Origin of the sequence: Corynebacterium sp. HMSC14H10, assembly GCF_001807105.1 — a bacterium.
Taxonomy (GTDB): domain Bacteria; phylum Actinomycetota; class Actinomycetes; order Mycobacteriales; family Mycobacteriaceae; genus Corynebacterium; species Corynebacterium jeikeium_D.
In genome coordinates this window covers 21,277-40,895 of the sequence record NZ_KV787426.1, presented here as the reverse complement: position 1 = coordinate 40,895, position 19,619 = coordinate 21,277, and the positions used below count along the sequence as shown (strand labels likewise).

General features: G+C 59.2%; 18 protein-coding genes. 9 read left to right on the top strand and 9 right to left on the bottom strand.

Annotated features, from left to right (window positions below):
- Positions 1–156 precede the first annotated feature (156 nt).
- Entirely contained in the window at positions 157–2,136 is a 1,980-nt protein-coding gene (locus HMPREF3135_RS06595) for a vWA domain-containing protein (protein ID WP_070438803.1), read from the top strand.
- Positions 2,137–2,138: 2 nt separating this feature from the next.
- On the opposite strand, the gene HMPREF3135_RS06590 is transcribed toward HMPREF3135_RS06595, so the two are convergent.
- The 7 genes from HMPREF3135_RS06590 to HMPREF3135_RS06560 form a co-directional block, all read right to left on the bottom strand.
- On the bottom strand, positions 2,139–2,834 hold the full coding sequence (locus tag HMPREF3135_RS06590) for a VOC family protein (protein ID WP_070438800.1): 696 nt from the start codon (positions 2,832–2,834) through the stop codon (positions 2,139–2,141).
- A gap of 120 nt (positions 2,835–2,954) precedes the next feature.
- Positions 2,955–3,530, bottom strand: coding sequence for an NADPH-dependent FMN reductase (locus HMPREF3135_RS06585; RefSeq protein WP_016421405.1), 576 nt, complete (start codon positions 3,528–3,530; stop codon positions 2,955–2,957).
- A gap of 42 nt (positions 3,531–3,572) precedes the next feature.
- Entirely contained in the window at positions 3,573–4,577 is a 1,005-nt protein-coding gene (gene nrdF / locus HMPREF3135_RS06580) for a class 1b ribonucleoside-diphosphate reductase subunit beta (protein WP_083280630.1), read from the bottom strand.
- A complete protein-coding gene (nrdI, locus tag HMPREF3135_RS06575; protein WP_080971522.1) occupies positions 4,574–5,038 on the bottom strand; it encodes a class Ib ribonucleoside-diphosphate reductase assembly flavoprotein NrdI in 465 nt (154 codons plus the stop codon). Before nrdI ends, nrdF begins: the two co-directional genes overlap by 4 nt.
- Before the next feature lie 351 nt (positions 5,039–5,389).
- Positions 5,390–6,352: a MaoC/PaaZ C-terminal domain-containing protein gene (locus HMPREF3135_RS06570; RefSeq protein ID WP_016421402.1), complete on the bottom strand. Its 963-nt coding sequence runs from the start codon at positions 6,350–6,352 to the stop codon at positions 5,390–5,392.
- A 53-nt stretch (positions 6,353–6,405) separates the two neighbouring features.
- Positions 6,406–7,764: a 3-oxoacyl-ACP reductase gene (locus HMPREF3135_RS06565; protein WP_049173074.1), complete on the bottom strand. Its 1,359-nt coding sequence runs from the start codon at positions 7,762–7,764 to the stop codon at positions 6,406–6,408.
- A 47-nt stretch (positions 7,765–7,811) separates the two neighbouring features.
- Positions 7,812–9,134 (bottom strand): acetyl-CoA C-acetyltransferase, encoded by a 1,323-nt coding sequence (locus HMPREF3135_RS06560; protein ID WP_070438798.1) that lies wholly within the window; start codon positions 9,132–9,134, stop codon positions 7,812–7,814.
- 296 nt (positions 9,135–9,430) lie between these two features.
- Between HMPREF3135_RS06560 and HMPREF3135_RS06555 the strand changes: the two genes are divergently transcribed.
- The 5 genes from HMPREF3135_RS06555 (at position 9,431) to HMPREF3135_RS06535 (ending at position 14,718) form a co-directional block, all read left to right on the top strand.
- Positions 9,431–10,324: a phosphoribosylaminoimidazolesuccinocarboxamide synthase gene (locus HMPREF3135_RS06555; protein ID WP_070438796.1), complete on the top strand. Its 894-nt coding sequence runs from the start codon at positions 9,431–9,433 to the stop codon at positions 10,322–10,324.
- 50 nt (positions 10,325–10,374) lie between these two features.
- Positions 10,375–12,561 (top strand): S9 family peptidase, encoded by a 2,187-nt coding sequence (locus tag HMPREF3135_RS06550; RefSeq protein WP_049193831.1) that lies wholly within the window; start codon positions 10,375–10,377, stop codon positions 12,559–12,561.
- Between the two features lie 4 nt (positions 12,562–12,565).
- Positions 12,566–13,237: a 5,6-dimethylbenzimidazole synthase gene (bluB, locus tag HMPREF3135_RS06545; protein ID WP_049173072.1), complete on the top strand. Its 672-nt coding sequence runs from the start codon at positions 12,566–12,568 to the stop codon at positions 13,235–13,237.
- Between the two features lie 133 nt (positions 13,238–13,370).
- Complete coding sequence (locus HMPREF3135_RS06540) at positions 13,371–14,180, top strand: polysaccharide deacetylase family protein (protein ID WP_222865562.1); 810 nt, start codon at positions 13,371–13,373, stop codon at positions 14,178–14,180.
- A 46-nt stretch (positions 14,181–14,226) separates the two neighbouring features.
- The gene (locus HMPREF3135_RS06535) at positions 14,227–14,718 is read left to right on the top strand and encodes a glutathione peroxidase (protein ID WP_049173070.1); all 492 of its coding nucleotides are present in this window, start codon (positions 14,227–14,229) and stop codon (positions 14,716–14,718) included.
- 6 nt (positions 14,719–14,724) lie between these two features.
- On the opposite strand, the gene HMPREF3135_RS06530 is transcribed toward HMPREF3135_RS06535, so the two are convergent.
- Positions 14,725–15,663 carry a hypothetical protein gene (locus HMPREF3135_RS06530; RefSeq protein ID WP_224783816.1) on the bottom strand — a complete coding sequence of 313 codons (939 nt, stop codon included), beginning with the start codon at positions 15,661–15,663 and terminating at the stop codon, positions 14,725–14,727.
- 119 nt (positions 15,664–15,782) lie between these two features.
- Here HMPREF3135_RS06530 and HMPREF3135_RS06525 point away from each other — a divergent pair, with 119 nt between their 5' ends.
- Positions 15,783–16,490, top strand: a complete 708-nt coding sequence (locus tag HMPREF3135_RS06525) for a hypothetical protein (RefSeq protein WP_049193818.1) — start codon at positions 15,783–15,785, stop codon at positions 16,488–16,490.
- On the opposite strand, the gene HMPREF3135_RS06520 is transcribed toward HMPREF3135_RS06525, so the two are convergent.
- Positions 16,487–17,494, bottom strand: coding sequence for an acyl-CoA thioesterase (locus tag HMPREF3135_RS06520; protein ID WP_016421392.1), 1,008 nt, complete (start codon positions 17,492–17,494; stop codon positions 16,487–16,489). The two genes, HMPREF3135_RS06525 and HMPREF3135_RS06520, sit on opposite strands and share 4 nt — an antisense overlap.
- Positions 17,495–17,523: 29 nt before the next feature.
- Here HMPREF3135_RS06520 and HMPREF3135_RS06515 point away from each other — a divergent pair, with 29 nt between their 5' ends.
- Together HMPREF3135_RS06515 and purF are read left to right on the top strand one after the other, a co-directional pair.
- Positions 17,524–17,964: a sterol carrier family protein gene (locus HMPREF3135_RS06515; RefSeq protein ID WP_016421391.1), complete on the top strand. Its 441-nt coding sequence runs from the start codon at positions 17,524–17,526 to the stop codon at positions 17,962–17,964.
- Between the two features lie 101 nt (positions 17,965–18,065).
- Positions 18,066–19,583, top strand: a complete 1,518-nt coding sequence (gene purF / locus HMPREF3135_RS06510) for an amidophosphoribosyltransferase (RefSeq protein WP_224783822.1) — start codon at positions 18,066–18,068, stop codon at positions 19,581–19,583.
- The last annotated feature ends 36 nt before the right edge of the window (positions 19,584–19,619 follow it).

The window sequence follows — 19,619 nt, the reverse complement described above, 5'->3', positions numbered from 1 at the left end:
ACTCATACAGTTTCACATTTGCAGCCCGTAATCATATTTGGCGTCCGTATTTTTTGGGGTCTGCCCAGTCATTATCTTGAGAATCAGACATACTTTTGTCATGTAACGTTCTTTTTACGCTTGAAGATTTACGCTTGAAGAAAAGGAACCGACCACATGATCAGAACAAAACAACTCTCGGCGGTCGTGCTCACCATCTCCATGCTGCTGGTGCTCGTAGGCTCTTTTGCGGGAATCACAGCAGGGCGTGCACAGGCGCAAGAGGCTGCGAGTACTATCTCGCCAACCATGGTGATCCTGGATGCTTCAGGGTCAATGCTTGCCGACGACGCGGGTGGCCAAACCCGAATGGAGGCAGCGAAGACTGCCACGAGTAAGTTCGCGGGATCTGTGTCAGAGGACTCCGAAATTGGGTTCATGGTCTACGGCACGGAAGTCGGCAATTCGCCGGAGGAGCGGGAAGCTGGCTGTCAGGACATCACCACGCTGCTGCCCGTGCAGGCTGGCAACTCGGCGAAGATTCCTGCTGAAGTAGGAAAGATCCAAGCCTCCGGCCACACTCCGATGGGGCCTGCGCTGCGTCAGGCGGCCGATGAGTTGCCGAAAGAAGGGCAACGTTCGATTGTGTTGGTCTCCGATGGTGAGGACACCTGTGCTCCGCCACCGGTGTGCGAGGTAGCAAAAGAACTCAAGCAGCAGGGCATTGATCTGGTCATCAACACAGTTGGTTTCCTCGTTGATGCAGGCGCACGTGCTGAACTGGAGTGCATTGCTGAGGCCACTGGCGGCGAGTACCTGGACGCCCAGGACTCCGATTCGCTGGCTGAGTCCATGAAGACGCTGGCGACCCGCACCGCACGCACCGCGCAGTCCAGCGCGCAAGAGATACAGGGCGGCGACGTTCCTACGAGCGCTACCCAGGTGCCTGCCGACGTGGAAACGTTCTCGACCAAGCTGCGGGAAAAGACTCCTGAGTCCGAGCGCAGCTTCGGTAATCAGGAAGGCGACGGTGCTGAGTACTTCTCCGTCCCGGTTGCTGAGGGAGAGCGGCTTGCAATTAGTGCGGCCACGGTGCCGGGAGCGTCGTCAGGCGCGACTTTGATGGACCTAGATGTCCGCAACTTCGCGCTCACTATGCATTTGGACGACAGCAGTTGCTTCCTTGCCAATGATTTCGGCAATGGCATCATCGACTCCAATGGCCCCTTTTTCGCATCGATAACAACCAAGCAGCCCGGAGGAGCGGAGGGGGACTGTAAGTCGGGCAATATGGTGTTCTCCGTGGCCCGAAAAGGAGGCCCCTTCGAAGGTCAGGACATTCCTGCAGAAGTAACCATCAAGCGTTTCGCCAACGAAAACCTGACTGATGTGCCGGAGGCGTTCCCGTCCGACAAGGAGAGCTTGAACCCTCCGCCCGCGACACCGGAAGCAGATCAGGCTAAGAAGGTCACCCCAGGTTCGTGGTTCGATGACGCCACGGAACTTACTGCCGACAACATCAGCAGCGTCACGGCCGACATTGTTCCTGGTGAGACGCACGTGTACAAGATCAAGTCCGAGTATGGGCAGCAGCTCCGCGGCGCCGTCAAACTCATTGACGCCCCAGAAGCGGACAAGCTTGCACAGATCTCCGGCCTGGATATCAAGACGCTGAATTCGGCACGCCAGCTCGCCGGTAGCGAGGAAAACCGTCCGGTAAATGAACACCAGATCGGCGAAGAGACAACATTTGGTAACTCGGCCCGGATTAACTACCGCAATCGAATCGGCGAAGATAGTGAAAAGTCGGGTGATTACGAGGCTGAAAGAGCGTGGCTGGATGGTGACCAGTACATCGTTGTCTTCTTCAACAACAGTTGGGGCGCCGGTAAATCCCACGATGTCGCGGATGTTCAAAACGTCCCGGTGACTTACCAGCTGACCACGGAGTTGGTCGGCGAGAAGATCCCGGGCCCAGCTTTTGAACAGGTCGCGCACAAGTCGCCAAGTAGCGAAACCCCGACCAGCAGCCAGCAGGATCCGAAGGCCCCCGAAGAAAATGAGGATGACGGCTCTTCCAACATGATGTGGTTCTCTATTGGTGCAGTTCTGTTAGCCGTCGTCGTCGGCGCGACAATCGCGTTGACCCGTAAGTAACGCTAGAGCGTCCAGTACACGCCGAATCGGTCAGGCTTGACGACGGCTTCCGTGCCCTCGGCAACCTCAGCGCCTGTTAGGCCAAGCGCTTGGCAGGCGCTTTCGACCTCCTCGGCAGAATCGCTGGAGAGGCGCATCGCCACACCGTCGCCGAAGGTGAAATTGTGCATGCCCGGCGAGTCGAGCGTCATGAAATTCCCTGACCCGAAAAGCCGGTTGTATACCTCGGTGGCGGCGGCAGCCTGTGGTTCGTCGCCTGTCCACATGAAGTAGGGAATAACGGCGGGATTCGCTGTCTTTGCGGCAGCATCCGTGCTTGCAGCCCCGCTGGTTAAGGAATCAATCATCAGTTGCCAGTTGACCCCATTGCCGTCTACCAACCAGCCAAAGAGCGGCGAGAAATCGTAGCTGGTCAGGGGCATGAGCGTAGCACCACCGCTGATGGTTTCATCACCCGCCATCAGATGCTCCCACAGTCTGCGCAGCTGGTTTTCCTGACCAGGGGCAAATCGCACCAAAAAAGACACAGCGGGGGTTAATCGGCGGTTCCCGTCCTCAATGAGCTCGAAGTCCATCCCACCGATGGTGAGCGTGGTGGAGTTGGGCTTGATGTTGGAGTGAAAACCTTCGGCGTAAAACCGCGCAGCGGCGCGAGGGTCGTCGTTAAGCGCGATCACGGCCGAAATAGAAACAGTCATGAAAATGAGCCTAACGACGAGCGCTTAACCGCGCAGAGAACGCAGCGTTTGATCCTAGTCAGTGAAGAATCTTCATACGGTGATATCCCCAGTAACGCTGCGCTGATTAGGGGATTTCAGTTAGTGGCGTGGGCTCTGCTCGCGAACTAGGTCTGCAAATCTGTTGATGTAGTCGCGAACAAAGTCCTCAGTGCTTGACGACGTGAATTCTCCTTGTTCGTCAATGAGTGTTGGCGATTGTCCCAGGAAGACCTCTGGCTGACCGAGCATCGGCATGTCGAAGTACGACAGCGCGAGTCGCAAGTTCTTCTGAGAGCTATAACCTCCCATACGGCCGACGGAGTGGCTGATAATTCCCGCGGGCAGGTTCTTCCATGCCACATCACCGTTGGGCTTAGATCCGATGTCAACGGCATTCTTCAGAGCTGCAGGAATTGTGCGGTTGTTTTCTGGGGTGACAAATAGGATGCCATCGCTGGCTTTAATGGTTTCCCGGAAACTGGTGTATTCCGCGGGAGTCGCAATATCGGACACTGCGGGGTCGTCGTAGTCGAAGTTGTAGAGAGGGAGGTCACGAATCTCGACGATGTCGACTTTGAAGTCATCGGGGAAGTACGTGGCTGCCTTGAGTGCAATCTTTCGTGCATAGGAGGCTCGACGCAAGCTTCCTACCAGGATAGAAATCTGTGCAGTCATGCGAATGTTCCTTTCTTAGGATGTATGGGGAAAGACGCGGGTTTAGAAATCCCAGTCTTCGTCTGCGGTGTCTTCGGCTTTTCCGATGACATATGCGGAGCCGGAACCGGAGAAAAAGTCGTGGTTTTCATCTGATCCCGGGGTGAGGGCGGCGAGAATCTCGGGTTTGAAAGCGGTCTCATCATGGTTAAACCGCTGCGGATATCCCAAGTTCATAAGCGCTTTGTTGGCGTTGTATCGAATGAAGTTGGCAACGTCGTCGTAAAGCCCGAGTGGCTCGTATAGAGCTTCGGAGTACCTCAGTTCGAGCTGGTATAGCTCGTCGAGAAGCTCGAAGACGAAAGCCTTCATCTGCGTTTGCGTGGTGGCGTCGTAGGTTTCTACGCCGCGCTGGAATTTGTAGCCGGAGTAATAGCCGTGCACAGCTTTGTCACGCAGGATCAGGCGCACCATGTCGGCGGTGTTGGTCAGGATGCCTCGTGATGCGAAGTGCAGCGGGAGGTAGAAACCGGCGTAAAGCGAGAAAGACGAAAGAAGCGTTGCTGCCGCCTTTCGCTTGAGTGGAACGGCACCGTAATAGTGTTTGAGCACAGCTTTTGAACGTGCCTGCAGGATGTCATTGGCGACTGCCCATTGGTAGGCAGCGTCGATGTCAGGGGTATTGGATAGCGTAGAAAATACTGAAGAATAAGACTTTGCATGCACTGCTTGCATGAAAGCGATATTCGTGTAGACGGCCTCTTCATGTTCGGTGCGGGCATCTTGAATTTGGGAAATCTCCCCGACAGACGCCTGGACTGTGTCGAGCATGGTCAGTCCGGTGAAGACCTTCATGGTCAGCTCGCGTTCTAGATCGGTGAGACGTCGCCAGTCTGCAAGGTCATTGGACAGCGGAACTTTTTCGGGCAGCCAAAAATTTGCTGTTAGGCGATTCCACACTTCGAGATCTTTGTCATCTTGCACTCGGTTCCAGTTGATTGGCCGAAGGCGGGCAGCTGGGTCCTTTCGAAAAGACGGTGGCGTAGTTGAATAGCTGTAGATGTTCAAGAAGTAGCGCTCCTCCAGAATTTTTCCAGGCCCTCTTTGACGTTCTCCACATCGTGGTCTGTCCCCAGTAGCTCATAGTGGTATAGCTCCGGAACCTGGCATTTTGCAGAAATGATGGCTCCGGCTATGCAAAAGTCGGTGCCGAAATTTGTGTTGCCCGAGGTGATGACACCGCGGATGAAACTCCTGTTGGTTTCGTCGTTGAGAAAAGCGATGACTTGCTTAGGTACCGCGCGGCGCCGACATCCGCCACCATAAGTCGGTGTGATCAGGACAAATGGGCTGCAAACGCGAATCATTCCGTCTTTTCGCGGATGTAACGGGATGCGTGCTGCTGGTTGAGCCAGCTTTTGGACGAACCGGTGAGTGTTTTCAGAAGCACTGGAGAAGTACACGATTCGGGGTGACTCCTCCGGTGGGAGTTCCGTGAAAGTCAGCGGCGTCTTCGATGATGAAGACACTCGATTACCTCCTATGTTCAATGGATTGAACATAAAATAGAGGAGTGAATGGGGTGTCAACAAGGCGTTGCCTACATGCGGTTGAAAAGTGCTTAGTCACGCAATTGCGAAGTAAAGCCGCGACTCTTCATTAACGGCGGAAAAACCCAGCAGCTGATCTTCAAGGCGGGAAAGTGGCGGGGTTGCCGGCCGGGGGGAGAGGGAGGAGGTGGTGTCTCTCGGAGGGGGCTCCAGTCGTGCCCCGGGCAAAAGCACAACAGGGAAACAAAACCGCCGCGCTTTGGAAAGGCCCAGTCGATGAGGAGACTGGTTTTCCAAAGCGCGGCGTTTTCTACAGCGCTTTCGCATCAACTACTTCAGCGGACGAACACTTCCGGTGAAGTGCGGACGCTTCTTCTTGCGATCCCACGCGACAATGTTGACTGCGCGGCCGATGTTGGAGCTGCCCTCAGTCAGGTTGTGAGCAGCACCTGCACCGTCACCGGTGTGGGTGAGTGCGACATTGATGGTGGTCGGCAGAACGACCGGCGCACCGAAGGAAATCTGGAACTCGTACGACTGACCCGGCAGAACCTGTGCCTCAGCCAGCGCGCGGGAGGCGGTGTACATGCCGTGTGCAATCGCTGCTGGCATGCCCAGAGCCTTCGCGGAGACAGAGGTGATGTGAATCGGGTTCCAGTCACCGGAAACCTTGGCCCACTTGCGGCCGGTGTTGCCAGCCAGCTTCCACTGAGCGGTGGGGAAGGGAACCTTGAACTGCTCGCGTTTGATGGTCTCGGCGCCGGACTTGATGGCCTCACGCTGTGCCTGGACCTCTTCGAAGCCCTCGGCATCCTTCAGGCGAACGCCCTTGGCCAGATACACCGACTGCTCCTCGACCAAGGTGGCGCCGGATGTGGACGATGTAACAGTTGACTCCAGAACAACCTCAGTGCCCGAGCGGTGAGCGCGGAATGCGGCAACCTTCACCGCGATATCAACTTTGCCACCGAGTGTGACAGGCGAGATTTCGCGGTAGGTGTTCTCGGTGTGGACCAGGCCCATCATCGGCAGCGGGAAATCATCCGCAGCCATTAGCTCCATCTGGATGGGCATGATTAGGGCGTGGATGTGGCCGAAGAAAGCCTGTTCAGACTTCGGGGCGCCAACGACGTCGCGGAAGTCCTGGTCACGGTCGGCATCGACAGTGACGCCCTTGACCACTAGTTCATCGACCTTGATTTCGGTGGAGTTCGGGCGTTTCTTCGCCGAACCAGCAGCTGCCTTGGCGTAGAGCGGAACCAGATTGGGAATGGCATCCAGGGTCTTAGCCATAAGTTTTCCTCTTTCCTCCTTATCGGGAGCCTATGCGGAAGCCGCGACTTCGCTTAGGCGCCGACGATGTTCTGACCGCAGACGCGCAGGACGTGACCATTGACGCCGAGAGCGCGGTCGGAGACCAGGAAGGCGATTGCCTGGGCGACATCGCCCGGCTGGCCACCCTGCTGCAGCGAGTTCACGCGTCGAGCAACCTGGCGGTTGACGAACGGAATAGCAGCGGTCATGTCGGTCTCGATGAAGCCCGGAGCAACAGCGTTGATGTTGCCGCCGCGCTTAGCAAACTCCTCAGCGTAAGCCTCGACCATTGCGATAACGCCGGCCTTGGAGGTGGCGTAGTTGGTCTGGCCGCGGTTACCTGCGATACCGGAGGTGGAAGCCATGGTGGCAATACGCGGAGCCTTCTCGAAGGCCTTGTGGTTCAGCAGCTGCTCGTTCATCTTCAGCTGAGACTCGATGTTGACGGCGATGACCGAGCCCCACTTGGCGTCGTCCATGTTGGCGAACATCTTGTCGCGGGTGATGCCTGCGTTGTGGATGACGATGTCCAGGCGACCGTAGCGGGCCACAGCGGCATCGGCAATGGCGTTGCCGGCGTCGTCGGCAGTGATGTCCTGCTGCAGAGCCAGGCCACCGAGCTCGTTGGCAACCTTGGACAGAGCCTCGCCCGCCTGTGGAACGTCGATGACGATGACCTCTGCGCCGTCAGCCTTGAGCTGGCGAGCGATAGCGGCACCGATACCACGGGCGGAACCGGTGACAGCGGCAACCTTGCCAGCCAGCGGCTTATCCCAGTCGGACGGGATCTCGCCCGCGTCGGAGGTGACGCGGAGGAACTGGCCGTCGATGAAGGCCGAGCGGCCGGAGAGGAAGAAGTGCAGGGAGGAAATCACGGATGGCGCGGTGACCGAGACCCCCGGAGCAACGAGGATGCCGTTGGCGGTGGAGCCGCCACGAACCTCGTGGCCGAGGGAGCGAATCAGGCCCTCGATACCACCGGCGACAGCGTTCTCAGCGATCTCGGCCGGGGTTGCGTTGTGGTGAGCATCCTTGGCGCGGGAGACGGTGACGATGCGACCACCCTTGTCCAGCTTGCGCATGTGCTTTGCAGCAGCGAGCACTGGGCCCTGCAGCTCTGCCGGACGCTTGGCCTCAGTGGCGACGAGGACAATGGCACCAATCTTGTCGTCAGCGGCGTTGCCACGACGGACCTGCAGACCCCACTCAGCCAGCTGAGCTGCAACTGCGTCTGCATCTGCACCCTCGCCGGTGACGAGCACCTTGTCGTTGTTCAGCAGCGGACCGCCCGGCTTGTGGCGGCGCAGGAACGGTGGCTGCGGCAGGCCAGCGGCCTTAGCCAGTCCAGTGAGCGGACCACCGTTGACGAGTTCCTGGTACTTATCGGTCATGGAAAATTCTCCTTGAAAGTAAAAGTGTCTTTATCGGTGGTGCGCTTTTAGACGCGAGCCTCGAGAACTGCGACAACACCCTGGCCGCCCGCAGCACAAACGGAGATCAGGCCGCGAGTGGTCTTGCCGGTCTCGTCTGCCTTCTGGCGCAGCATCTTGGCGAGGGCTGCCACAATGCGGCCGCCGGTAGCGGCGAATGGGTGGCCGGCTGCCAGAGAAGAGCCCTTGACGTTGAGCTTCTCGCGCGGGATGGAGCCCAGCGGGCCTTCCAGTCCGAGCTTGGTGCGGCAGAACTCCTCGTCCTCCCATGCCTTCATGGTGGACAGGACAGTGCCGGCGAAGGCCTCGTGGATCTCGAAGAAGTCGAAGTCGTCGAAGGTCCAGCCGTTGCGGGCCAGCAGGCGCGGGGTGGCGTAAGCCGGAGCCATCAGCAGGCCCTCGTCGCCGTGGACGAAGTCAACTGCGGCCGCCTCGGAATCGACGACGTCGGCAAGCACCGGCAGACCGCGCTCAGCGGCCCACTCCGGGGTGGAGACGAGGACGGCGGAGGCGCCGTCGGTAAGCGGAGTGGAGTTACCGGCGGTCATGGTCGGCTCTGCTTCCAGGCCGCGGCCGAAGACTGGCTTGAGCTTGGCCAGCTTCTCCGGGGTGGAGTCCGGGCGCATGTTGGTGTCGCGGGAAACGCCCTTGTACGGGGTGACGAGGTCAGTGAAGAAGCCCTCGTCGTAAGCGTTTGCCATGTTCTGGTGGGAAGCGGCGGCGAGCTCGTCCTGCTCGGCGCGGGTAACGCCCCACTTGGCGGTGGTGATTGCCTGGTGCTCACCCATGGACAGGCCAGTGCGTGGCTCGCCGGTCGACGGAGTGTCTGGAGCCAGGTCGGACGGACGAGCCTTCAGGAAGACCTTTGCCATGTCCAGAGTGGACTTCTGGCGGCTGGCCTCCAGCAGGATCTTGCGCAGACGGTCGTTGACAGCAATCGGAGCGTCGGAGGTGGTGTCCACGCCGCCGGCGATGGCGGAGTCAATCTGGCCCAGCTTGATCATGTTGGAGACAGAGTTGAGGGCTTCCATGCCGGTGGCACATGCCATCTGAATGTCGAAAGCCGGGGTGTCCGGCGCCAGTGCGGAGCCGAGGACACACTCACGGGTGAGGTTAAAGTCACGGGAGTGCTTCAGTACAGCGCCGGCGGAGACTGCGCCGAGGCGCTCGCCGCCGATACCGAAGCGAGCGACGAGACCGTCGATTGCGGCGGTCAGCATGTCCTGGTTCGACTCGTTAGCGTATTCCTTGGTAGAACGAGCGAACGGAATGCGGTTACCACCGACGACGACTGCGCGGCGCAGAGAGTTATTGTTGGCCTGAGCTGCCATGTGATTGTTCCCTTCAAAATCCTTGAAGTGTGACGTGAATTACTAAATTTAGACAATACTGGTATCGGTGTTTTCTGTCACGTTTTTAGAAATATTTTTGTCCAGTCATCTACCGAGCGGGGGAGGTGAGAGGCAAACACCGTCGTCCACCTGTGAAAAATTCGATGGGCAGCACTCCGAAATCTCAAAAGTTTTCCCGCTTGACGACGGTAATTGCGTCAATCCCCACTAGTTGGGGTGGCGGCCGGAGGTATCAATAGAGTGCAAAGGCGTATAGGGGTTTAGACTTTATCGCCATGCGACCTGAACTTTCCTCGTATAACCATCTTTCCGCGGGCAAGGTCCGGGAAATCTACGAGATTGACCCTGAGACTCTGCTGCTTGTGGTCAGTGACCGTATTTCTGCCTTCGACCACATTCTGGAGACCCCGATTCCTGACAAGGGTCGAGTGCTCACCGCGATGAGCGTGTTCTTCTTCGATGAGATTGACTTCCCGAACCACATGGCTGGCCCGGCTGACGATGAGCGCATTCCGGAGGAGTGCCTAGGTCGTGCGCTGGTGTGCAAGAAGCTGGACATGCTGCCATTCGAGTGCGTCGCACGTGGCTACCTGACAGGCTCTGGCCTGGTCGAGTACAAGGAAAACGGCACTGTCTGTGGCATTGAGCTGCCAGAGGGCCTCGTCGAGGGCTCCAAGTTGCCAGAACCGATTTTTACCCCGGCCACCAAGGCTGAGCTGGGCGAGCACGACGAGAATGTCTCCTTCGACGCCGTTGTGGAGTCCCTGGGGCAGAAGCGCGCCGAAGAGCTTCGCGATGCCACCCTGCGCATCTACTCCCAGGCTGCTGAACTGGCTGCTAAGCGCGGCATCATCCTGGCCGACACCAAGTTTGAGTTCGGCCTCGACTCCGACGGCAACCTGGTGCTGGCCGACGAGGTTCTCACCCCGGACTCCTCCCGCTACTGGCCAGCCGACTCCTACCAGGAGGGTTCGGTTAACCCGAGCTTCGACAAGCAGTACGTCCGAAACTGGCTGACCTGCTCCAAGTCCGGCTGGAAGAAGGGCGAGGGCACTCCGCCGCCGGCGCTGCCGGGTAGTGTTGTGGAAGCAACTCGCGAGCGGTACGTCGAGGCCTACGAACGACTGTCGGGCCGCCGCTTCTCGGACTGGATTGGAGAACCTGCGTGAGCGAAGTGACCTTGGACTCGGCATCCGTCGGCAAGCCTGCAAAAAAGGATTTGCCCGCACCCCGTGCACAACGGAAGCCGGTGACTCGGTCCTTCCACGGAAGGGACTTCACCGATAACTTCGAGTGGCTCCGCGATAAGGAAAACTCCGAGGTTATCGACTACCTAGAGGCTGAAAATGCCTATACGGAGGCTTTTACCTCCGATCTTGACGGCACCGCGGACGCGATTTTTAAGGAGATCAAGTCGCGCGTGCAGGAGACCGACATGTCGGTCCCAACTCGCCTTAACGGCTGGTGGTACTACTCGCGCACGCAGGAGGGCAAGTCCTACGGGATGAGCTGTCGCGTGCGTGCGGAGGCCGGTGACGGTCTTGCCGCGTGGACGCCGCCGACCATCGCCGACGATGCCCCAGCACCAGGAGAACAGGTCATCCTGGATGCCAACGAGCTGGCCGAAGGCCATGATTTCTTCGCCCTCGGCGCAGCGAGCGTCTCCGCGGACGGCAATCTGCTGGCCTATTCCACCGACGTCACAGGCGACGAACGCTACACGCTGCGCGTAAAGGATCTGCGCACGGGTGAACTGCTTGATGACGAAATTGCGGGCATCGCCGCAGGTGCTACCTGGGTCGGCTCCGAGTGGATCTTCTACCAGAAGGTCGACGAAGCCTGGCGGCCGGATTCCGTGTGGCGTCACCGCGTGGGCACCTCCACCGAGGATGATGTCTGTGTCTTCCATGAGCCCGATGAGGCCTACTGGGTTGGAGTCGGCACGGTACGCAGCGAAAAGTACCTGATTATTGAGAGCTCCTCGAAGATTACTTCCGAGGTTTGGTACCTGGACGCCAGTGACCCGACCGGTGAGTTCACCTGCGTGCGCCCGCGTGAGGCCGGTGTTGAATACGACATCGATCACGCCGTCATTAGCGGCCGGGATATGTGGCTGATTACACACAATATGACTGGTTCGAACTTCGCACTGGCCATGGTGCCGGCGGGGTCTTTCGACAGCATTTCGGATCTCACTGAGCTGGTTCCGCACCGCGATGACGTCCGCGTTGAGGGCGTCGACTGCTTCGCTGGGCACATCGCGTTTGGTTACCGTCGTGGCGGTATTGGCCGTGTGGCGCTGGCGGTATTGGGTCAGGATGAGGATGGTGCTGGCTCCGCTGGTGATGCCTCTGATACAAGCCATGCTGCTGCTCCAGTGCCAGCGTCCGCTGTGAACTTCGTCGAGCTCGACTTCGACGAAGAGCTCTACTCTGCAGGCACTACCGGCAATGCTGAATGGGACACCCCGGTGTTGCGCTACGCTTACGGCTCCTTCACCACGCCGTCGCAGCTTTGGCAGATTGATATTGCCTCGGGCAAGCGGGTGCTGCTCAAGGAGCAGAAGATTCGCGGGAAGTTTAATCGCGGTGATTACGTCGCCAAGCGTGAATGGGTGAGTGCAGCCGACGGTGCCCAGATTCCGGTATCGATTATCCACCGCGCGGACCTGGACCTGAGCAAGCCGAATCCGACGCTGCTCTACGGCTACGGTTCCTATGAAGCCTCGATGGATCCTGGCTTTTCCATCGCGCGACTGTCGCTGCTGGATCGTGGGATGATTTTTGTCATTGCACACGTCCGCGGTGGTGGCGAAATGGGCCGCGGCTGGTGGGAGAACGGTCGCGCAACCACGAAGAAGAACACATTCACTGACTTCGTCGCCGTCGCTGACTACCTGCTGGATTCTGGGTGGACCACACGCGAGCAGCTGGTAGCACTCGGCGGTTCGGCGGGCGGCATGCTGATGGGCGTGGTCGCGAACATTGCTGGCGATAGGTTCGCGGGCATTCAGGCCGTGGTCCCGTTTGTCGACTGCCTGACATCCATGCTGATGCCAGAGCTGCCGCTGACCGTGGTGGAGTGGGATGAGTGGGGCGATCCCTACCACGACCCGGAGGTCTACGACTACATGGCCTCCTACGCGCCGTACGAGAACATCTCGGCCGATGCGAAGTACCCGAAGATTCTCGCGATTACTAGTTTGAACGACACCCGCGTGCTCTACGTGGAGCCGGCAAAGTGGATCGCCAAGCTGCGCGAGGTTGTCGGAGGCCAGCCGGGGCAGTTCCTGCTCAAGACCGAGATGTCCGCAGGTCATGGTGGTGTTTCCGGTCGTTACGAACGCTGGCGTCAGACTGCCTTCGAGTACGCCTGGATTGTCCACACTGCTGGTGCGGTGGAGTAACGGCATGGATATGCGCACGCTGCTGTCCGCGCAGGGTTTTGACACCGATTCGCTTTCCGACGATCAGTTGGCCGTCTACCACACCCTTTTTCGGCGGCGGGATGTGCGCCGCGAATTCGCCGGAGAAGTGGTGGACAGGGAGCGATTGATGCGCGTGTTGGCGGCGGCCCATGCAGCCCCGTCGGTGGGGCTGTCCCAACCGTGGGACTTTCATATCATTCAGAATCCGGACCGCCTGCAGCAGTTTGCCGACCACGTAGCCGGACGTCGCGCTGAATTCGCGGCCAAGCTCGAAGGCGAGCGGCGTGAGACCTTCAATCCGATTCAGATTGAAGGAATCGTGGACTCGGGAACGGGCATCGTCGTCACCTATGACCCGACCCGTGGCGGCAAGAACATTCTCGGCCGCGACACCGTCGATGACACCGGCCTCATGTCAGTCGCGCTGGCTATTCAGAATCTGTGGCTGGCTGCTACGGCAGAGGGGCTCGGCGTCGGCTGGGTCAGTTTCTACCATGAGGATTTCCTGGCTGACTTTGTCGGTGTCGAGGCACCCGTGCGCCCGGTGGCCTGGCTGTGCATTGGTCCAGTAACGCACCTGGCCGAGGAGCGTGACTTGGAGAAGTTCGGTTGGCGCAAGGGACTGGCTCTCGATGAGGTTGTGCATTGGGGATAATCCGCGCTGCAGACGCACATTGATGTGCTGCGATGGCGCTTTTTGAACTCTTATTTGAAAGGCTTCTGAGTATTCTCCAAGCCTTGTCCTCTCCGTTACCAAAAATTTACATACGCCTGTTTTTGTTGAATCCATGGCAGGCAGTGGGGTGCAAGAACAGATTCGGACGACCGACCAGGTCATTCGTCCAGCGGGCAAAGAGCTCGTAACTGTTGACGGTGGTGTGGTCGGTTCGCCGCTTTTGGTGTCGGTGTCGGGTTTGCGCGATGGCACATTGCTCGACGTCGCTCGTTTCGTGGCAGCGATGGAACAGCGCGGTATTACACCGTCTCTGCTGGTAGCGCCGCATGCGGGTAAAAACTGGTCGTTGCGGGAAGCTCCGGCGGTGCTGGATTGGCTCCGCCGTCGTAGCGATGACGGCATCGAGATTGTTCTCGCGGGGTTCGATCAGTCAGTTCGAGGCCGAGGCGCGGAATTTGCGTCGTTAAGCGAACATGAAGCGCGTTTGCGCCTGACCGCCGCAACGCGCCAGATGCGTGCGATGGGTTTTGAGACGGACGTCTTTGCACCACCGAAGTGGACCATGTCGCCCGAGACCATGAACGTGCTGCCGGAGCTGGGCTTCCGAGTGGCAGCGGACCGAAATGGTGTCCGCGACCTGACCACTGGTGCTGTTGATCCGACTCGCGTGCTGGCTATCGGCGAGGGCTTCGGCGGCGCCGGTTGGTGGCGCCGTGCGGTGCGCTCCTCGGTGCAGCGCTCGCTGGAGAAGGGCCGCGCGGTGCGCATCTCCGTTAACGCTTCGAAACTGCGGGAGCACAAGCTGCGCCAGGATGTTGTCGGCATCATTGACCAGGCGGTCGATGGGGGTGCGCAGCCGGTCAACCACTCTTCGGTGCCGCTGGGCCGCGAGCTCTTTGAAGGCATGGAGCAGGTCGGCTAGTCGCTACCTCTGACGGCTATCGGGGGACTGCCCTAGTGTGGGGTTTATGAGCAATCTCTTCGACATCCCAGTGACCACCATCGACGGCAACGAAGCAACGATGAATGACTGGGCAGGCCACGTTCTGCTTATCGTCAACACCGCCTCGGAGTGCGGTTTCACGGATCAGTACGACGATCTGCAAGGACTTTTCGACGAATTCGCACCCCGTGGCTTCTTCGTCCTCGGCTTCCCCTGCAATCAGTTCGGTGGGCAAGAGCCCGGCAACGCCGAGGAAATCAAGCAGTTCTGCCAGCGCGAATTCGGCGTTACCTTCCCGCTCTTCCAAAAGACGAAGGTCAACGGCCATGGCGCGCACCCACTGTACAAGCTGTTGAAGGAAACCCCGGACGCCGACGGCGAGGCTGGGGATGTGAAGTGGAACTTCGAAAAGTTCGTTGTCTCGCCCGAGGGTGAGGTCATCGGCCGTTTCCGCTCCAAGGTCTCGCCTGACGACGATGCTCTGCGCGACCTCATCGAGGAAAACTTGCCTATTTAAACTTGGCTATTTGGTGGCGTCCAGCGGTGCCTGCTCGAAGTAGCCCGTGGCACCGTAGCCCACGATGCCACCTCGGTTGCGCAGGGTCATGCTAGCTAGACCGACCTTGCCAAGCTCATCGCCACCGATGGTGACCCAGTCACCCTGAACCGCGACAACCATGTTGGCGTGCACCCCAAGGCCTGCGGGGTAGCGGTAGAAAATGATGTCACCCACCTGAGGAGAGAAGTCCTTGTCGGTGACGAAAGCATCATGTGCCTTGTAGGCATCCATGAGCTGTTCGACATCCGTAACCAGCCATGGGTTCTCGGCTGCGGCAGCCGAATCCTCGGGCGTATCAAAGACCGGAACACCCGCGGACGCGAGCAGGAATGACAAGAATGGCGCAGTCCAGGAACCGGAGCAGTCGACCGTGTTGCCGAATGCGTCAAGGTTTGGATTCAGCTTCGCGGTCTGGTTCGCAGCTGTGGGTGCAGAACCCGGCCTGGTGGCAGCAGCGGCGGCGACGGCATCTGCATCAGCAGTTGGGTCTGCGTCTGAATTCGGGTGCTCGCCGACCTTGGGGATAACGCTGCGGATGTCGTCATCAGTAGCGCCACACGCCAGGCCGAAGTAAACCTCAGGGGAGGGCTGCTCCTCGTACTGATAGCGCGCAACATCCTTCAGAGCCTGCTGATAGTAAGGGCGGTCTGCCTCGGTGCGGGGGAACGTGCCACCACGCCACGCCAGAACATTGATAGGACCGAAGAGCGTGAACCACCCGGCGAAGAGGAATACCGCCGTCAGTACCAGGATGGAAACAGGCGGGATAGCGGCGCGAACACGTTGCAGCATGCTCGGTGAGGATGCGTTCTCCTGGCCGTCGTCAAGCGATGGTGAGGAAGACTCAGACCGTGCTGCGTGAGGCTGCTGTGCGGGCACAGGCGCGGGTGAATCGGTGGTCATATCTTCTCAGGATAGTAGGCGGCGCTGCGCTCGTCCTTGGCGAGTGCGTCTGAGCCGTACGTAATGGCCTAGTCTGCGGCTCCTGCTGCAGAAGAGGGCGTGCAGTTAAACTGTGGTTCATGACTTCACCCGACATGCGTAACGAGGCCGAGCACGACCCTCGTGAGGATCTGCCGAGCTTCCTGCGTGAGCCGGACAAAATAGACAAGCTTCTCTATGCATCGCTGATGCTGGTTGCCGTGTACGGCTTTGCAATCATCCCGTTCCGTGCGGTTTTGCTGCTCAAGTACACGTTCTTGCACACATGGCTGACAGGATCGAATCTGTCGGTGCTGATTCTCGCGTCGGAAAACGAGGACCGGCCGCTCTTCCTCTTCGCTGTTGTAGTGATTGCGGCGCTTTCGACAATCAAGTTCATGCCGTTCTTCTACTGGATGGGCAAGAAGTGGGGCACGGAATTCATAACGATGAGTTTCGGCGGACACCCACCGCGATGGTTTAAGAAGATGGAGAACTTCATCTATGAACGCATCGGGCTGAGTGTGCTGGCATCGTTTGTGCCATTCTCGCCGATTCCGGCCACGATTGTCGTGGCCATCGGTGGTATTGCGAAGGTGCGCGGCTGGGTAGTAGGCGTGTACCTCTTCTTCTGTGCCGCAATGCTCAAGTGCTTCTACCTGTACTTGGGCCTGAAGTTTGGCCCAAGCATCCAGGGCTCCCTGCAGACGATTGACCGGTACGTCACCTACATCACCTTCGCGCTGATTGGCTGGATGTTCCTATCCATCTGGTGGAAAAACAGGAAGCCGGGTAGCCAGGCGGCTTAATCCTGTTCGCGCTCAATCAGCGGCAGCGGGCTGTACTTGTCACGCAATGCCTTCAGTGACAGATCGTGAGCGTGCAGGCGCTTGTCCTCATCCGTCGTCGGCTGGAAGTGCGGTACCGGCTGCGGGTTGAAATCGTCATCAATTGCGACATACGTCATGGTCGAATGCAGTGCCTTGCGCAGGCCGCCGACACCCTTGCGGGGCTCACAGCAGTAGACCTGCACCGACAGGTGCATCGAGGTCGTGCCTGTACGCAGGATGCGTGCGCGCACCTCAACCAGGTCGCCAATGTGGATTGGGCTGTAGAAGCGAATACCACCTGCGTAGACAGAAATGGTCTGGCGCCCTGCCCAGTTGGTGGTAACTGCCGTCGCAGCCTCGTCGATCCACTCCATGGCGGTGCCGCCGTGGACGTTTCCGCCCCAGTTGACATCGGTCGGCTTTGCCAGGAAACGTGTGGTCAGTTCGGGTGCGGAAGAGTCCGCGGAGTAGGTCTGCGCGCGCATGCTGGCTTCGATGTCGCGGCGGAGCTCAAAACGGGAAAGAGCGGCCTTCTCAACGCGCTCTTCTTCCTCCGTTTGCGGCACCCACTTCGGCACTGGAGTCGACTTACCGTTTTCATCCATGGCCACGAAGATCACCAGGCAGTCAGCTGCGCGGGTGAACTTGCCCTCGCGCGGATCAGCCGAGAGCACCTCATTGACGATGTGCATGGAACTGCGGCCGGTATGCGCAATCTTGGAGCGCACCTCGACAATGTGGCCACTGGGAATCGGGCGAGTGAAGTGAATGTGACCGAAGTACGCAGTCACGCAGTAGCGTCCCGACCAGCCGGTCGCGCAGGCGTAAGCGGCCTTGTCAATCCACTGCAACACACGGCCGCCGTGGACAGAATTGGTTCCGGCCATAATGACATCGGTCGGCGATGCCATAAAACGGAGTACAAGAGATGGTGACGCTGGAGCATGCACCTGTTCAGCTTTTTCAGTTGACTGCGTATCCATATATGAAAGCATAACTCTAGGATGAGGTTATGGTATCCAAAATCTCGCCTTTCGACGTTCGCAGCGCTCTTTCCACCGCCGCACCCTGGGCGGCGCAACGGCTTCTCGGCCGCGAATTGCTATCTGACCAAGAGGCTGCCTCCTTCATCGGGCCGGATGGGGCGCAGGGGTCGTCGTTAAGCCGTGCGAGCCTTGCCAAAGCGGTACGTCTGTCCGTGCGGATGCTCGCCCAAGAGGCTCCGGGGCATAGCGTCGAGGTGCGCGTGCCGCCCTTCGTCGCGGTCCAGTGCATTGAGGGCCCCAGGCACACGCGCGGTACGCCGCCCAATGTCGTGGAGATGTCGCCGGAGATTTGGCTGGGACTCGCGTGCGGAATGATCACGTTAGAGCAGGTGCAGGCGCACATCGATATGTCGGGAACGCGCGCGGCGGAAATTGGGAATCATCTGCCGGTGGCGCGCATTTCTTAAAGCCCGTGGGGGGATGCTGAATTGGTGCCCAGGCGGGTGGGGCTATTAGTGTGAATGTCGTGGCCGATACCAACATTTCAGGTGCACCAAAGACCAAACTTTTGCCAATTTCGCCATACGACGATTTGGGGGAGACATCCCCGCGCGAAGAATGTGGCGTTTTTGGCGTTTGGGCACCTGGCGAAGACGTGTCCAAACTCACCTACTATGGCCTGTTTGCCCTGCAGCATCGCGGCCAGGAAGCCGCCGGTATCGCAGTCGGCGACGGCGACCAAATTCTCGTATTCAAGGACCTGGGCCTTGTTTCCCAGGTTTTTGATGAGCAGACGCTCGACGCTCTGAAGGGGCACGTAGCGGTGGGGCACACGCGCTACACCACCGCTGGCGCTCCTGCGTGGGAGAATGCACAGCCGATGTTCCAGATGGCCTCCGACGGCACGGACATCGCGCTGGGGCACAACGGCAACCTGACCAACCACCTCACGCTGTTCCATGAGGCGGTCGACAAGGGCCTGCTGCGTGAAGAGGGCGAGCTGCCCAGTGACTCCGCAATCATGACCACTTTGCTTGCCGACGAAACCGGCAAGATTGACCACCCCGAAGATTACGGCTGCAGCACCAATGTAGAAGCGGCCGCGATGGCACTGCTGCCGCGTTTGAAGGGTGCTTTCTGTCTTACTTTCACCGATGGCGAGACGCTGTACGCCGCGCGTGACCCATACGGTGTGCGCCCGCTGTGCCTGGGGCGCCTGTCCGGTGGCTGGGTAGTCGCATCCGAGACTTGCGCGCTGGATATCGTCGGTGCATCGTTCGTCCGCGAGATCGAGCCAGGCGAGATGGTGACCATTGATGCTTCTGGTGTGCGTTCGCAGCGTTTTGCCGAGACCGCCCACGCTGGATGCATTTTTGAGTACGTCTACCTGGCGCGCCCGGACTCCAACATCCGTGGTCGCTCCGTCAACGCGGTGCGTCTTGAGCTGGGCCGCCAGTTGGCACGTGAGTTCCCGGCTGACGGTGACCTGGTGATGCCGGTGCCGGAATCCGGTACCCCGGCCGCTGTTGGCTACGCCCAGGAATCGGGCATCCCGTTTGGACAGGGGCTGACCAAAAACGGCTACGTGGGGCGTACCTTCATTCAGCCTTCGCAGACGATTCGTCAGCTGGGCATCCGACTGAAGCTGAACCCGCTGAAGGAAGTTATCGCCGGTAAGCGCTTGGTCGTGGTCGATGATTCCATTGTCCGCGGCAACACCCAGCGTGCCCTGATTCGCATGCTGCGTGAGGCCGGTGCAAAGGAAGTGCACGTGCGCATCGCCGCACCGCCGGTGAAATGGCCGTGCTTCTACGGCATTGACTTCGCCTCTCCGGGCGAGCTGCTGGCCAACGGTGTCGATGAGAATGACATTGTCTCCGGTATCGCAACCGCGATTGGTGCCGACAGCCTGGGATTTGTCTCCATCGATGGCATGGTCGCCGCTTCCGAACAGGCAAAGAGCGAAGTGTGCTGTGCCTGCTTCGATGGCAAGTACCCGCTGGGTCTGCCGGAGGGCAATCCGAATGCGGCAGCGGTTGAGAGGATGCAGGCAGCCCAGGCTGCCAAAGCCGCAACGAGCAATTAGCCTCGAAACCTCCTTAGAATGAACTACGAGAACTGA